This window comes from Actinomadura sp. KC216 (genome assembly GCF_004348535.1).
Taxonomy (GTDB): Bacteria; Actinomycetota; Actinomycetes; order Streptosporangiales; family Streptosporangiaceae; genus Spirillospora.
The window spans coordinates 1-14,178 of sequence record NZ_SMJX01000221.1; the positions used below are offsets into that span (position 1 = coordinate 1).

At 71.1% G+C, this 14,178-nt stretch carries 11 protein-coding genes; 1 reads left to right on the forward strand and 10 read right to left on the reverse strand.

Annotated features, from left to right (window positions below; all coding sequences use genetic code 11):
• Positions 1 to 363: 363 nt before the first annotated feature.
• From E1264_RS29870 to E1264_RS29905, 8 genes are read right to left on the reverse strand one after another with little or no spacing between them, the layout of a single operon-like run.
• On the reverse strand, positions 364 to 1,197 hold the full coding sequence (locus E1264_RS29870) for an ATP-binding cassette domain-containing protein (protein ID WP_132178790.1): 834 nt from the start codon (positions 1,195 to 1,197) through the stop codon (positions 364 to 366).
• The gene (locus E1264_RS29875) at positions 1,194 to 2,267 is read right to left on the reverse strand and encodes an ABC transporter permease (RefSeq protein ID WP_132178791.1); all 1,074 of its coding nucleotides are present in this window, start codon (positions 2,265 to 2,267) and stop codon (positions 1,194 to 1,196) included. The genes E1264_RS29870 and E1264_RS29875 overlap by 4 nt, the downstream gene beginning before the upstream one ends.
• The gene (locus E1264_RS29880) at positions 2,264 to 3,253 is read right to left on the reverse strand and encodes a sugar ABC transporter substrate-binding protein (protein ID WP_132178792.1); all 990 of its coding nucleotides are present in this window, start codon (positions 3,251 to 3,253) and stop codon (positions 2,264 to 2,266) included. Before E1264_RS29880 ends, E1264_RS29875 begins: the two co-directional genes overlap by 4 nt.
• Positions 3,254 to 3,298: 45 nt before the next feature.
• Positions 3,299 to 5,149 (reverse strand): 3D-(3,5/4)-trihydroxycyclohexane-1,2-dione acylhydrolase (decyclizing), encoded by a 1,851-nt coding sequence (gene iolD, locus E1264_RS29885; RefSeq protein ID WP_132178793.1) that lies wholly within the window; start codon positions 5,147 to 5,149, stop codon positions 3,299 to 3,301.
• Entirely contained in the window at positions 5,146 to 6,006 is an 861-nt protein-coding gene (gene iolB / locus E1264_RS29890) for a 5-deoxy-glucuronate isomerase (protein ID WP_132178794.1), read from the reverse strand. Before iolB ends, iolD begins: the two co-directional genes overlap by 4 nt.
• Positions 6,003 to 6,935 (reverse strand): 5-dehydro-2-deoxygluconokinase, encoded by a 933-nt coding sequence (gene iolC / locus E1264_RS29895; protein WP_132178795.1) that lies wholly within the window; start codon positions 6,933 to 6,935, stop codon positions 6,003 to 6,005. The genes iolB and iolC overlap by 4 nt, the downstream gene beginning before the upstream one ends.
• A complete protein-coding gene (locus E1264_RS29900) occupies positions 6,932 to 7,792 on the reverse strand; it encodes a TIM barrel protein (protein ID WP_132178796.1) in 861 nt (286 codons plus the stop codon). Before E1264_RS29900 ends, iolC begins: the two co-directional genes overlap by 4 nt.
• Complete coding sequence (locus E1264_RS29905; protein WP_132178797.1) at positions 7,789 to 8,817, reverse strand: Gfo/Idh/MocA family oxidoreductase; 1,029 nt, start codon at positions 8,815 to 8,817, stop codon at positions 7,789 to 7,791. Before E1264_RS29905 ends, E1264_RS29900 begins: the two co-directional genes overlap by 4 nt.
• A gap of 175 nt (positions 8,818 to 8,992) precedes the next feature.
• Between E1264_RS29905 and E1264_RS29910 the strand changes: the two genes are divergently transcribed.
• Positions 8,993 to 10,600 carry a nitroreductase family deazaflavin-dependent oxidoreductase gene (locus E1264_RS29910; RefSeq protein ID WP_132178798.1) on the forward strand — a complete coding sequence of 536 codons (1,608 nt, stop codon included), beginning with the start codon at positions 8,993 to 8,995 and terminating at the stop codon, positions 10,598 to 10,600.
• 18 nt (positions 10,601 to 10,618) lie between these two features.
• Here the strand turns inward: E1264_RS29910 and E1264_RS29915 are convergent, their stop codons facing one another.
• Positions 10,619 to 11,137, reverse strand: coding sequence for a VanZ family protein (locus E1264_RS29915; RefSeq protein WP_132178799.1), 519 nt, complete (start codon positions 11,135 to 11,137; stop codon positions 10,619 to 10,621).
• A gap of 128 nt (positions 11,138 to 11,265) precedes the next feature.
• Positions 11,266 to 13,662, reverse strand: a complete 2,397-nt coding sequence (gene lon / locus E1264_RS29920) for an endopeptidase La (RefSeq protein WP_132178800.1) — start codon at positions 13,660 to 13,662, stop codon at positions 11,266 to 11,268.
• Positions 13,663 to 14,178: the final 516 nt, after the last annotated feature.

The window sequence follows — 14,178 nt, forward strand, 5'->3', positions numbered from 1 at the left end:
CCCCGACACGACCTTCGCCGCCCACAGCATCCACACAACCCCCGAATAGCCGAACCACACGCTCCTGACCAGCGAAGATGTTCCGCCCGTGCGACAACTGCCTCGCGGTTGTGGAGGAAACCGCCGCGTCGAGGGAGTCACCGGGTCGGCGACCCCGACCAGTCCTTGGCCAAGCCGGGTGTTCCGCCTCCATCAGCAGATGCTTCGCGGGAGCGGACGAACCCGCCGCGCCGCGTGCACGACCGAGTCGGCGGTCCGATCAGTCCTCGACCAGACATGAGCGCCCTCGCTCCCATCGACAACTGCTTCGCGGTGGTGGGCGGACCCTCCGCGCCGTGTGCACGAGTGGGGCGGTGGGGGTGGTCAGTTGTCGGTTAGGCCTAGGTGTTTTGCCTCCTTTGTTAGTTGTTCTGCGGTGGCGGATGAGCCTGCGGTGTCCAGTTCTCGGGCCAGTTCCTCCAGCTCGCGGCCTCCGGCCATCAGGGCGGTCAGTTCGTCGCGGGTGATCTCTGTTTTGGTGTGGTAGCCGATGCTCTGGCCGCGGTTGAGGATGAGGAAGCGGTCGCCGACCGGGTAGGCGTGGTGCGGGTTGTGGGTGATGAAGATGACGGCGAGGCCGCGTTCGCGGGCCTGGACGATGTAGCGGAGGACGACCCCGGCCTGCTTGACGCCCAGGGCGGCCGTGGGCTCGTCCAGGACCAGGGCCTTGGCGCCGAAGTAGACGGCGCGGGCGATCGCCACGCACTGGCGCTCGCCGCCGGAGAGGGTGCCGATGGGCTGGTCGACGTCGCGCAGGTCGATGCCCATGGCGGCCATCTCGCCGTGGGCGGTCTCGCGCATGAAGTCGATGTCGAGGCGGCCGAAGCCCTTGCGCTTCTCGGAGCCCAGGAAGAAGTTCCGCCAGACCGGCAGCAGGGGGACGACCGCGAGGTCTTGGTAGACGGTGGCGATGCCTCGGTCCAGGGCCTCGCGGGGCGAGGCGAACGTCACCTGTTCGCCCTGGACGGTGTAGGTGCCGGTGTCGTGGCGGTGCAGGCCGGCGACGATCTTGATGAGCGTGGACTTGCCCGCGCCGTTGTCGCCGAGGACGCAGGTGACCTCGCCGGCGGACGCCTCCAGGTTCACGTCGCGGAGCGCGATGACGTTGCCGTAGTTCTTGCCGACGCCGGTCAGTTCGATCAGCGGATTCTCGGTCATGACGAACGCTCCACCCTGCGCCGGACGATCAGGTTCACCACGGTGGCGATGAGCAGCATCGCGCCGAGGAAGAACCGGAACCAGTCGGGGTTCCACTCCGCGTACACGATGCCCTTGTTCGTCATGCCGAAGATGAACGCGCCGATCGCGGCGCCGATCGCCGAGCCGTAGCCGCCGGTCAGCAGGCACCCGCCGATGACCGCGCAGATGATGTACAGGAACTCGTTGCCGACGCCCTCTCCGGACTGGACGGTCGCGAACGCGAACACCAGGTGCATCCCGGAGAACCAGGCGCAGAACGCGACGCCCATGAACAGGCCGATCTTGACGCGGGCGACGGGGACGCCGACGGCGCGGGCGCTGGCGGCGGAGCCGCCGACGGCGAAGATCCAGTTGCCGATGCGGGTGCGCAGCAGGATCCAGGTCGCGATCGCGACGAACAGCAGCCACCAGAGCACCGTGATCTTGATCTTCAGGTCGAGGGCGCCCGGCACGTCGATGTCGGACGCGAAGATCCGGCGGGCGCTGTCGAAGCCGTCCATGTCGCGGACGGAGTCGCTGGCGACGTTGCCGGTGAGCGCCTTCGTCACGCCGAGGTTCAGGCCCGCGAGCATGAAGAACGTCGCGAGCGTGATGATGAAGCTGGGGAGCTTCGTCCGGACGTAGAGCAGGCCGTTCACCATGCCGAGCGCCAGCGTCAGCACGAGGGAGATCACGACGCCCGCCCACACGTTCAGCGTGAACTGGTAGGCGGTCAGCGCGGCGATCAGCGCCGCGGACGTCACCATCACCCCGGCGGACAGGTCGAACTCGCCGCCGATCATCAGCAGCGACACCCCGACCGCCATGATCCCGAACGTGGAGGCGGCGTAGAGGACGGTGGAGAACGACGCGGCCTCCAGGAACGAGTCCGCGACGATCGAGAAGAAGGCGAACAGGGCGACGGCGCCGAGCAGCGCGCCGAGCTCGGGACGGCCCAGCAGGCGCCGCAGGGGCGACTGCCGGGTCAGGCGCTCGTCCGGGCCCGGCCGCGCCACCGGCGGCTCGGCCAGGCCCGACGGCTGGGTCATCGCGTTCCCCGGTTCGCGAAGGCCTCGAGCTGCGCCGCGTTCTGCTTGGTGACGATCGCCGGGCCGGTCAGCACGGGACGCCCGCCGCCGAGGACGTTGCCGTTGTTCTTCAGCAGCCACATCTGGTCGACGGCGCCGTATCCCTGCAGGTAGGGCTGCTGGTCGACGGCGAACACGATGGCGCCGGAGGTGATCGAGGCGATGAGGTCCTTGTTGAGGTCGAACGTGCCGACCTTGGCCTTGCTGCCGGTCTCCTTGACCGAGTCGACGGCGGTCGCGGCGAACGGCGCGCCGAGCGTGAGGATCCCGTCGATGCCGTCGTCGGCCTGGAGCTTGGCCGTGATGGACGACTTGACCTCCGGCATGTTCGCGCCCTGGACGAACAGGTTCTCCATCTGGCCGCCGAACGTCTTCTTCGCGCCGGCGCAGCGGTCTTCCAGGCCGACGTTGCCCTGCTCGTGGATGACGCACAGCGCCTTCTTGGAGCCGGTCTTCGCCATTTCGGTCCCGGCGGCCTCGCCGGCGATGGACTCGTCCTGCCCGAAGTGCGCGACGGCGCCGAGCCTGGCCGACTCGCCCTGCCCGGAGTTGATCGAGACCACCGGGATCTTCGCGGCGGCGGCGCGGGCCAGGACGTCCTTCATGGCGTCGGGCTTGGCCAGGGTGACGATGATGCCGTCGACCTTCTTGTCGATGGCGGCCTGGACGAGCTGGGCCTGCTTGCCGCCGTCCGGGTCGGCCGAGTAGAGGAACTCGACGTTGTCCTTGGCGGCGGCGGCCTTCGCGCCCTTCTGGACGATGTCCCAGAAGGTGTCGCCCGGGTTGGAGTGGGTGACCATCGCGATCTTCAGCCGGGGGCCGGCGCCCTCGGTGGCCTCCTCGGACTTCTTGCCGCCCTCACTGCTGCAGGCGCTCAGCGCCAGGAGCGCCGCGGCGGCCATGACCGCGAGTCTCCTGGACGTCCCGCGCGCGAAAACGCCTCTCATCGGATGCTCTCCGTTTCTCCCCGAATGGTCGGTCAGAGGAGTTGATCACAGATGGTGGCGGCGCGCTCGCCGATCCGCCTCGTATCGGGCGCGGGCCTCCCGGGTGGAGTCCAGCGCCGCCACTTCCGCGACCGGGACGTCCCACCATGCCGCACTGCCCGGGGGGCCTGCCAAGGGGTCCGTCTCAATGTGGATAACCGTCGTCCGGGCGGCCTTCCGCGCCTGGTGAAGCGCTTTCCGCAGGTCATCGAGGGTGGTGGCGCGGACGGCTTCGGCGCCGAGGCTGGCGGCGTTCGCGGCGAGGTCGACGGGGAGCGGGCCGCCGTCGAGCCCGGTGGCGGTGCGGGCGCGGTAGCGGGTGCCGAAGCGCTGCGCGCCGACCGACTCCGACAGGTTCCCGATCGAGGCGAACCCGTGGTTCTGGACGAGCACGACGATCAGCTTGATCCCCTCGGCGGCGGCCGTGGCCAGTTCCTGCGCCATCATCAGGTACGAGCCGTCCCCGACCAGGACGAACACCTCGCGATCGGGCGCGGCCAGCTTCACGCCGAGCCCGCCGGCGATCTCGTAGCCCATGCAGGAGTAGCCGTACTCGACGTGGTAGCCCTTCGGGTCGCGGGCCCGCCACAGCTTGTGCAGGTCGCCCGGCATGGACCCGGCCGCGCAGACCACCACGTCCCGTGGCCCGGACTCCGCGTTGACGGCCCCGATCACCTCGGGTTGGGTGAGCAGCCTCCCGCCCTGGGCGGTGCACGCATCGTCCACCAGGGAGTTCCAGTCGGCCGTCAGGGCTCTGGCTTCGCCGCGGTAGGTGTCGGGCACGGTGTAGCCGCCGAGGGCCGCGTTGAGCCCTCTGAGCCCTTCCCTGGCGTCGGCCACGACGGACACGCCGCCGAGTTTGACCGCGTCGGGGCGGGCGACGTTGATGTTCACGAACCGCACGTCCGGGTGGGCGAACAGGCTGTGGGACGCGGTCGTGAAGTCGCTGTAGCGGGTTCCTATGCCGAGCACCACGTCCGCTGTGCCAGCGAGTGCGTTCGCGGCCGTCGTGCCTGTCGCTCCTATGGCGCCGACACAGCGTTCGTGGTCCCAGGGCAGGGAGCCCTTGCCTGCCTGCGTCTCGGCCACCGGAATGCCGGTGCGTTCGGCGAAGGCGCGCAGTTCGTCGGTCGCGTGGGAGTAGATGACGCCGCCGCCCGCCACGATCAGCGGGCGCTCGGCCGCTGCCAGCACGGCGGACGCCTCCTCCAGCGCGGCCGGTTCCGGCAGAGGACGCGGAATGCGCCACACACGGCGAGCGAACAATTCCTCTGGCCAGTCGTACGCCTCGGCCTGGACGTCCTGGGGCAGGGCAAGGGTGACCGCGCCGGTTTCGGCGGGATCGGTGAGCACGCGCATCGCTGCCAGCAACGCGCTCGGCAGCTGTTCAGGACGATTGATGCGATCCCAGTACTTCGACACGGGCTTGAAGCAGTCGTTGACCGACACGTCGTAGGAGCGGGCGTCTTCTAGCTCCTGCAAGACCGGGTTGGACGGGCGGGTGGCGAAGATGTCCCCGGGCAGGAGGAGGACGGGGAGGCGGTTGATGGTGGCTAGCGCTGCACCCGTGACCATGTTGGTGGCACCTGGCCCTATGGACGTGGTGCAGGCGAAGGTGGCCATCCGGTCGTTCATCCGGGCGAACCCAGAGGCGGTGTGCACCATCGCCTGTTCGTTGCGCGCCATGTAGTAGGGGAAGTCGTCGGCGTACTCCAGCAGGGCCTGCCCGATGCCGGCGACGTTGCCATGCCCGAAGATGCCGAAGCAGCCCGCGAAGAAGCGCCGCTCTGCCCCGTCCCGCGAGCTGTACTGCGCCGCCAGGAAGCGGATCACCGCCTGGCCCACCGTGAGTCTCATGACCGTCCCTCCGCCGAGGTGAGCGGCAGGCGCGGGTCGACCGGCCGCCCCGCCCAGGTGTCGCGGATCCAGGCGTGCGCGGGGTCGTCGCAGATCCGCCAGGCGCGCTCGTCGGCCGGGCCCGCCATCACGTTCAGGTAGTACAGGTCGTGCCCTGGCACCGCCATGGACGGCCCGTGCCAGCCATGCGGAATCAGTACCGCGTCACCACTGCGCACCTCCGCCAGCACGTCGATCGGACGCCCCGGCGACCCGTACACGCGCTGGTAGGCCATCCCGGACTCGCCCGCCACCTCGAAGTAGTAGGTCTCCTCAAGGACGGCCTCGTCCGGGGTCTCCTCATCGTGCTTGTGCGGTGGGAACGACGACCAGCAGCCGCCCGGCGTCAGCACCTCGCACGCGATCAGCTTCTCGGCGTAGGGGAACCCCTCTGGCGTGCCGAAGTTGTTCACCTGGCGGCTCGCCGCACCCGCACCCCGTAGTTCCACCGGGACGGCTTCGGCCGGTCCGTAGCGCGGTGTCAGGCGTGCCTCACATCGGGCCCCTGCAAGCGCGAACCGTCCTCTGCCCCGCACTCGTACGCGCGCGTCGCGCGGCACGTAGGCGAAGTCAGTGACCCTGCTGAAGACGTCGTCGCGTCCGGCGAGCTCGAACCGCTCCCCGTCGCACTCGACCGTGCACGAGCCCGACAGAGGCAGCACGATCGTCTCGAACTCGCCGGTCTCCAGCTCGTGCGAGCCGCCGTCCGGCAACTCCAGGACGTGCAGCGCCGAGTACGTCCATCCAGCCGACTCCGGCGTCACGGCCAGCGCGTACGGCCCGTCGCCGGCGGTCCCGGCGGGCAGGTGGTACTTCATCGGCTCTCCAGGAGTTCCTCGACCTCCTCCTGCGCGGGCATCGCGTCGGAGCAGGCGATGCGGGACGCGACGAGGGCCCCGGCGGCGCCCGCGAACTCGATGAGCCGCCGCAGCCCCCACCCGGAGAGGAGGCCGTGACAGATCGCGCCGCCGAACGCGTCCCCTGCGCCGAGCCCGTTGAGGACGTCGACCTTGACCGGCGGGACCTCCACCATCTCGGTGGACGTCGCGGCGAGCACACCGTCCGGGCCCATCTTCACGATCGCGAGCTCCGGGCCGCGTTCGAGGATGGCGCGGGCCGCAGCACGCGGCTCCCGCTCCCCCACCGCGACCGCGCACTCCTCGCGGTTTCCGATGGCGACAGAGGCTCGTTGCAGAGCAAGCCCCGCCCAGTCCGATGCCTCGCCTGGGTCGGCCCAGAGCATCGGACGGTAATCCAGATCGATGACGGTCTGCCCAGGGTGCTCGGCCAGCGCGGTCAGGGTCGCTTCACGGCTCGGCTCCTGCGACAGACCGGTGACGGTCCCCCACACGATGCGCGCCGCACGGATCGCCTCGAAGTCCAGCTCGTGCGTGTGGATCTCCAGGTCGGGGGCCTTGGGATAGCGGTAGAAGTACAACGGAAAATCGTCGGGCGGGAAAATCTCGCAGAATGCGAGCGGGGTCGGCAGCCCAGGGACGGCCGTGACGTACCTGTCGTCCACGCCGTACCCCTGGAGCGCCTTGTGGACGAACCGTCCGAACGGGTCCTCTCCGGTACGGGTGATGACGGCGGCGCGACGTCCGTACCGGGCCGCCGCCACGGCGACGTTGGTAGGGCTGCCGCCGAGGTACTTCCCGAACGACTCGACGTCCTCCAGCGGCACGCCCACCTGGTCCGGGTAGACGTCGACGCTCACCCGTCCCATGGTGATGAGGTCGAACGTCATCGGGCCGCTCCAGGGAGGGAGGCGAGGAAGCCGAGGCTCCTGCGGACGTCGTCGTACGGCCCGCCGCCGTCCGCGGGCTCTTCGGCCAGGACGGTGTCCTGCTCCATCACGTACCAGCCTTCGTAACCGGCGTCCTCCAGGGCGCGGATGATGCCCGGGATGTCGATGTCGCCGTCCCCGAGCGGCCGGTACAGACCGTCGCGCACCGCATCGGTGTAGGCGACCTCGCCGTTGAGCACCCGCCCCGCGAGACCCACGTCCACGTCTTTCAGATGGACGTGCGCTATGCGCGGCGCGGCGAAACCCGTCAGCCACACCGGATCGGTGCCGCCGACGAGCAGATGCCCTGTGTCGAGGCACAGCGGGACGTTGCAGCCGTCCAGTACCCGCTCGACCTCCGCACGCCGCTCCACGACCGTCCCCACGTGCGGATGCAGCGTGACCAGACGGCCGCGCGCGGAGGCCCGCTGCGTGATGGTGTCCAGGTTGGCGAGGAGTGTCTTCCACGCATCCGCGTCCAGGTCCGGCCGCCCGTCGTAGCCGTCGAGCCCGGTGGCGGCGGCGAGCACCAGGACGCCGTCCATCGCGTCCAGCACCCTGTCCACGGCCGGGATGGGATCGGACGCCGGATCGTGCAGGACCACCGGAACGAACGCGCCCACGAGCCCCAGCCCATAGGACGCCAGCAGTTCCCCCCTCGCTCGCGCACCGTCTGGCAGGAAACCGTCCGGCCCCAGTTCGGTGGCGGCGAGGCCGAGGGCGCGCATCTCTGCGAGCACCCGTGAGGGCTCCATCTGGTGCCCCCACCCGGGAACTTCGCACACGCCCCAGGAGATCGGCGCGCCCGCGACCCTCATCGCCGCACCTCCCCCGTCCCCACGGCACGACCCTCACGCAGAGACAGCTCGCACGCCTCGGCCAGATAGAACGCCTCTAATGCCTCCTCAGGCGGACAGGGGTTGCCGCGCCGTCCCGCCACTACGTCCACGAAGGCGCGCAGCTCGGCGTCGTAGGCGTCGGCGAACCGCTCCATGAAGCCGCTGTAGGCGGCCCTGGGCTCCGCGCCGCCCTCGCCCCGTTCGGGCAGCGCGGTCGCGGGCGTCCGTTCGTCCAGGCCCGCGACGATGCTGTCCTTGGACCCGAACAGCTCCAGCCGCGAGTCGTACCCGGCGGCGTTGTAGCGGGTGGCCGACACGACACCGAGCGAGCCGTCGTCCAGGACGAGCAGCGCCGATCCGGTGTCCACGTCGCCGCACTCGCGGAAGACGTCATCGCCCCGGTTGGCGCCCGCGGCCATCACGCGGACGACCTCGCGTCCCGTCACGAAGCGGATGAGGTCCAGGTCGTGGATGACGCAGTCGCGGAACAGCCCGCCGGACGTCGGGACGTATCCGGGGGGCGGCGGCGCGGGGTCGAAGCTGCACGAGCGGACGGTGTGCAGCCAGCCGAGCCGCCCGGACGCCAGCGCCTCGCGCGCCGCCGCGTTCCCGGCGTCGAACCGGCGCTGGAAGCCGACCTGCACCGGCACCCCGGCCGCGGCGGCGGCGGCCACGGTTTGGAACGTTCCATCAGTATCCGACGCGAGCGGCTTCTCGCAGAACGCCGGAATCCGCGCGGCCACCGCCCGCGCCACCAGGCCGGCGTGCGCGTCCGTGGCCGCCGCGATGACCAGCCCGTCCAGCCCGGCGGAGAACAGGCCCTCCACCTCGTCCACCGCCACGACGCGGGACGCCGGCGCCGCCGGGGCCAGGCGGGCGGCGAGGTCGCGGGCGCGGCACGGCTCCGCGTCGGCGACGAGCAGGGTGTCCACCTCGGGCAATGCGCAGATGGCCGCGGCGTGGCGCGCCCCGATGCGCCCCGCGCCGGCCAGACCGATCCTCATTGATCCCCTTCCGGACGGCGGTAGGTGAGACACGAGTGTGCTGGAGCGTTCCAGCATCGTCAACGAACCAGGGAGCCTTATCGGCAATGGAGGTGTCCGAAAACTCGGCGGATACTCACCGGCGGCGCAGCGCGCCGGGTGTCGCCCGATGAGACCAAGCGCTAGTTTGTCCGCCATGCGGGTCTTCGTCACCGGCGCCTCGGGGTTCGTCGGGTCCCACACGGTCGCCGCGCTCCTCGCCGCCGGGCACCGTCCGCGCGCGCTGGTCCGCGACCTGGGGCGGACGACGAAGGTCCTGCAGACGATCGGCGCCGCCGCAGAAGACGTGGAGCTCGCCCCCGGCGACATGCTGGACGCGGACGCCGTCGCCGAGGCGCTCGACGGCTGCGACGCCGCCATTCACGCCGCCGCCGCGATCGGCGTGACCGGCGCCCGCGCAGGCGGCACGCCCGAGCCGGGCACGGGCGCCCGCACAGGCGGCGCGGTCGATCTCGTGGACGTCAACGTCCGCGGTACCCGGAACGTGGTCGGCGGGGCCGTCGCGCGGGGGCTGGACCCGGTGGTGCACGTGTCGACGGTCGCGGTGTTCGTCCCGCCGTCCGGGCAGGTCATCACCGCGGGCGGGGCCCTCGCGAGCCCGCGCACCGGATACGGCGGGTCCAAGCTGGCCGCCGAGCGGTACGTGCGCGGCCTCCAGGACGAGGGCGCGCCGGTCACGATCGTCTATCCCGGCGGCGTGTGCGGCCCCCACCAGCCCACGCTCGACGCCCTCATGGAAGGGCTCGCCGCGGCGCTCGGCAAGGTGTGGCCACTTCCGGGCGGCGGCGTTTCGGTCATCGACGTCCGCGACCTCGGCGAGGCGCTGGCGCGTTCCGTCGACGCGCGGCAGCCGCCGAGCCGCTGGGTCCTCGGCGGCCACTACCTGACGTGGCCGCAGTACGCGGACCTCTGCGACCGCCTCACGGGCGTGCGGTGCCGCCGCGTCCGCGTCCCGAGCCGCCTGATGCTCGGGCTCGGCTCCGCGCTGGACGCCGCCAAGCGCGTCCGCGACTTCGACTACCCGCTCACCCGCGACGCCGCCGAGTTCATGGTCACGCTGGTGCCGACCGACGACCGTCCCGTCCTGGACGCGCTGGGCCTCACGCTGCGTCCCGTCGAGGAGACCGTCGCCGACGCGCTGCGCTGGCTGGCGGAGAGCGGCCACCTGGACCCCCGCCGGGCCGGACGTCTCGCCCCACCCTCTTCCCCGCACCGCACCGAGGAGCGCCCGATGCCGACACTCGTCCAGCGCGCCTTCGGGCCGCTCTTCCAGCGGATCTCGGGCGCCGAGTGGTTCTCGAAGGTGGGGCCCAAGGTCGTCCCGCCCATCGACCGGACGCTCCACAGGCTCACCGGCGGGCGCTTCCTGCTCGGCCAGCTCCTCGTCCCGAGCCTGGTCCTCACGACGACCGGCGCCGTCAGCGGGCTCCCCCGCCGGACCCCGCTCGCCTGCCTCCCCGACCCGGCCACGGGCAAGGGCGAGAGCGTGGGCGCCGGCGGCTGGTACGTCGTCGGCTCCAACTTCGGCCGCGAGAAGCACCCCGCCTGGACGGGCAACCTCCTCAAGAACCCCGAAGCCGAGGTCAGCTTCCAGGGGCGCACCGTTCCCGTCACGGCCCGCCTGCTGGACGACGACGAACGCGCCGCGATCTGGCCCCGCATCATCGCCGTCTGGCCCGTCTACGACCGCTACGTCGAACGCACGACGCGCCAATTGAGAGTCTTCCACCTCACCCCGCGCTGACCTGAACGGATCCGTTCCTCAAGAACCGCGAAGCGTTTTCGAGAGGCGGCGGCCCAGGAGGAGATACGCGATGACGACACCGATGACATTGAGGATGACGTCGTCGATGTCGAAGGCCCGTCCGACGACGAAGGCGCCCTGCACCGTCTCGATGGCCAGCGACAGAACGCCGGTCACGAGGGCCAGCCGGATGGGTCCGCGGAGGGTCGTCCAGACGATCGGGAGCAACACGCCCAGCGGCATGAGCAGCGCAAGGTTGCCGCCGATCTGGAAGTAGGCGTCTTTGGTCGGACGGTCCAGATAGAACCGGAGAGAGCGGCCCGGATCCGTGTTCCCGCCCGCCTGCCCCCGGTCGTGGACGGGCGTCAATGTCAGTTTGAACGCGAAATAGATGAAGACGCCGAGGCCGCCCAGCGCCGCCGCCACGACGACGACGCGAAAGGCCACGACGTACCAGGGGGACTTCTGACCCGGCTCTGCACGCTGCCACATTTCTGCCAACACCCGGCGCGTGCTCCCCGCCGCGTCACCGAACATGCACGGTCGCGGATAACGGCGGGCCCGAATCCCGGGTTGGCGCTGACACCCACGCCGAACGCCCACGCCGAACGCCCGCGCCGGGCGGAAGCCCGGCGCGGGCGTTGAGCGAGCGCTATCGGCCCCGGTCAGGCGGCTATCGCCGTCGTGGCCGGTTCCAGGGCCAGGTCCAGCACCTCGCGGACGTCGCTGACGGTGAAGACCGTCAGGTTCTCCAGGACCTCGTCCGGGACGTCCTCAAGGTCCGGCTCGTTGCGCTTCGGCACGATCGCCGTGGTGATCCCGAGCCGGGACGCGGCCAGCAGCTTCTGCTTCAGGCCGCCGATCGGCAGGACCCGCCCGGTCAGCGACACCTCGCCGGTCATCGCCACGTCCGAGCGGACGGGCCGGCCCGACAGCAGCGACGCCAGCGCGGTCGTCATCGTGATGCCCGCGCTCGGCCCGTCCTTCGGGATCGCGCCCGCCGGGACGTGGACGTGCACGCCGCGGTCCTTCAGGTCGCCGACCGGCAGCTCCAGCTCGGCGCCCCGCGACCGCAGGTAGCTGAGCGCGATCCGCGCCGACTCCTTCATGACGTCGCCGAGCTGCCCGGTGAGCGTCACGCCGGTGTCGCCGGTCTCCTTGTCGGCCAGCGACGCCTCGATGTAGAGGACGTCGCCGCCCGCGCCCGTCACCGCAAGGCCCGTCGCGACGCCCGGGACGCCCGTCCGCCGCTCGTTCCTGCTCAGCTCGACCTCCGGCGTGTACCTCGGCCGTCCCAGGTAGTCCTTCAGGTCGCCCGCGCCGATCGAGACCGGCAGCGTCGCCTTCTCCAGCGCCACGTTCGCGGCGACCTTCCGCAGGACCCGCGCGATCGACCGGTCCAGCGACCGGACGCCCGCCTCCCGCGTGTACTCGGCCGCCAGCAGCCGCAGCGCGTCGTCGCCGAAGCCCACCTCGGACGCCTCCAGGCCCGCCTTGTCGAGCTGGCGCGGCAGCAGGTGGTCGCGGGCGATCGTGACCTTCTCGTGCTCGGTGTAGCCGTCCAGCTGGACGAGCTCCATCCGGTCGAGCAGCGGCCCGGGGATCGCCTCCACCACGTTCGCGGTGGCGAGGAACAGCACGTCGCTCAGGTCGAGCTCGACCTCCAGGTAGTGGTCCCGGAAGGTGTGGTTCTGCTCGGGGTCGAGGACCTCCAGCAGCGCCGCGGTCGGGTCGCCGCGGTAGTCCGCGCCGACCTTGTCGACCTCGTCCAGCAGGACGACCGGGTTCATCGAACCGGCCTCGCGGATGGCGCGGACGATCCGTCCCGGCAGCGCGCCCACGTACGTGCGGCGGTGACCGCGGATCTCGGCCTCGTCCCGCACACCGCCCAGCGCGACCCGGACGAACTTGCGCCCCATGGCCCGCGCGACCGACTCGCCAAGCGACGTCTTACCGACGCCAGGAGGCCCGGTCAGCGCGAGCACGGCGCCGCTTCTGCGTCCGCCCACGACACCCAGGCCACGCTCCTCGCGCCGCTTGCGCACGGCCAGGTACTCGACGATGCGCTCCTTGACGTCGTCGAGCCCGGCGTGGTCGGCGTCCAGGATCTCCCTGGCGCCGGCGATGTCGTAGGCGTCCTCGGTCCGGTCGTTCCAGGGGATGTCGAGGACGGTGTCCAGCCACGTGCGGATCCAGCCGCCCTCGGGCGAGGCGTCGGACGACCGCTCCAGCTTGTCGACCTCCTTCAGCGCCGCCTCGCGCACCTTCTCGGGGAGGTTCGCGGCCTCGATCCGGGCCCGGTAGTCGTCCTCCTCGTCGGCGGGGTCGCCGTTCAGCTCGGCCAGCTCCTTGCGGATGGCCTCCTGCTGCTGCCGCAGCAGGAACTCCCGCTGCGTCTTCTCCATGCCCTCCTGGACGTCCTTGCGGATCGTCTCCGCCACGTCCAGCTCGGCGAGGTGGTCGCGCGCCCAGCCGATCACCAGCGTGAGCCGCTCCGCCACGTCCGGGGTCTCCAGGACCTCGATCTTCTGCTCGTCCGACAGATAAGGCGCGTACCCGGCGTTGTCGGCCAGGGTGGACGGGTCGTCGATCTGCTGGACGATGTCCACGACCTGCCAGGCGCCGCGCTTCTGCAGGATCGCGCTGACCAAGCTCTTGTACTCCTTGGCCAGCTCGTGCGCGCGGCCGGACGCGGGCGGCGTCTCGATCAGGGTGCCCTCGACCCACAGCGCGGCGCCCGGCCCGGTCGTCCCGGTGCCGATCCGCACCCGCTGCACGCCTCGGACGACCGCGCCCGGCTCACCACCGGGCAGCCGCCCCTCCTGCTCGATCACGCCGAGCGTGCCGACGCCCGCGTACTGCCCGTTCAGCCGGGGCACCAGCAGCACCCGCGGCTTGGCCGCCGACCGGATGCCCGGCCCCTTGGACTGCGCCACGGCCCGCGCGGCCTCGATGGCGGCGCGCACCTCGCTGCTCTCGGAAAGGTCCAGCGGCACGACCATGCCGGGCAGAACGGCCCCGTCGTCCAGGGGCAGCACCGGCAGCGTCAGGGTCTCGCTCATGCTCAGCTCCAAGTCCGTCTAAGAGGACCCAACCTTAAGTTGAGTCACTCACACTCAAGAAAACCGAGCAGCGATTTGTTTCCGCAGCAACGTTCGCTCTCAGCGATCAAGGCGCCCGACCGGGGGGCGGGCCATCGGGGGCGGCCGTCGCGCCGCGGGCCCGCGCCGTCCCGGTGGGGCACCGGAGACATCTGAGGCGACCGGCGACATCGCGGGCAATGCCGAGGCAAAGTCCCGTTCTTGATCACGATTCTTTGCGACGGCCCCGGTTTACGTGCGCATGACGTGAGGGTACTTACCGCAACGAGTTCGTGACAATGCGTGAATGAAAGATCATCGGGGCGGCAAAGCCCCAGGTGGAGATGCGGGAGGGGGCCCCGATGCGGCGTACTGGGCAGGTGACCGGGCCGGTGCTCCCCCCGCGCGGCCCGGTCCGTACGGCCGAGGGCGTCCACGGCTCGTCCCCCCGCGGCAGGCGCCGTCCCCCAACGGGCGCCGCGACGGGGACGCCCGGCG

What these genes read in the sequence shown, in the direction of transcription:
- E1264_RS29870 (WP_132178790.1), bottom strand. Translation starts at nt 1,197, where the DNA reads ATGACCGAGAATCCGCTGATCGAACTGACCGGCGTCGGCAAGAACTAC.
- E1264_RS29875 (WP_132178791.1), bottom strand. Translation starts at nt 2,267, where the DNA reads ATGACCCAGCCGTCGGGCCTGGCCGAGCCGCCGGTGGCGCGGCCGGGC.
- E1264_RS29880 (WP_132178792.1), bottom strand. Translation starts at nt 3,253, where the DNA reads ATGAGAGGCGTTTTCGCGCGCGGGACGTCCAGGAGACTCGCGGTCATG.
- iolD (WP_132178793.1), bottom strand. Translation starts at nt 5,149, where the DNA reads ATGAGACTCACGGTGGGCCAGGCGGTGATCCGCTTCCTGGCGGCGCAG.
- iolB (WP_132178794.1), bottom strand. Translation starts at nt 6,006, where the DNA reads ATGAAGTACCACCTGCCCGCCGGGACCGCCGGCGACGGGCCGTACGCG.
- iolC (WP_132178795.1), bottom strand. Translation starts at nt 6,935, where the DNA reads ATGACGTTCGACCTCATCACCATGGGACGGGTGAGCGTCGACGTCTAC.
- E1264_RS29900 (WP_132178796.1), bottom strand. Translation starts at nt 7,792, where the DNA reads ATGAGGGTCGCGGGCGCGCCGATCTCCTGGGGCGTGTGCGAAGTTCCC.
- E1264_RS29905 (WP_132178797.1), bottom strand. Translation starts at nt 8,817, where the DNA reads ATGAGGATCGGTCTGGCCGGCGCGGGGCGCATCGGGGCGCGCCACGCC.
- E1264_RS29910 (WP_132178798.1), top strand. Translation starts at nt 8,993, where the DNA reads ATGCGGGTCTTCGTCACCGGCGCCTCGGGGTTCGTCGGGTCCCACACG.
- E1264_RS29915 (WP_132178799.1), bottom strand. Translation starts at nt 11,137, where the DNA reads ATGTTCGGTGACGCGGCGGGGAGCACGCGCCGGGTGTTGGCAGAAATG.
- lon (WP_132178800.1), bottom strand. Translation starts at nt 13,662, where the DNA reads ATGAGCGAGACCCTGACGCTGCCGGTGCTGCCCCTGGACGACGGGGCC.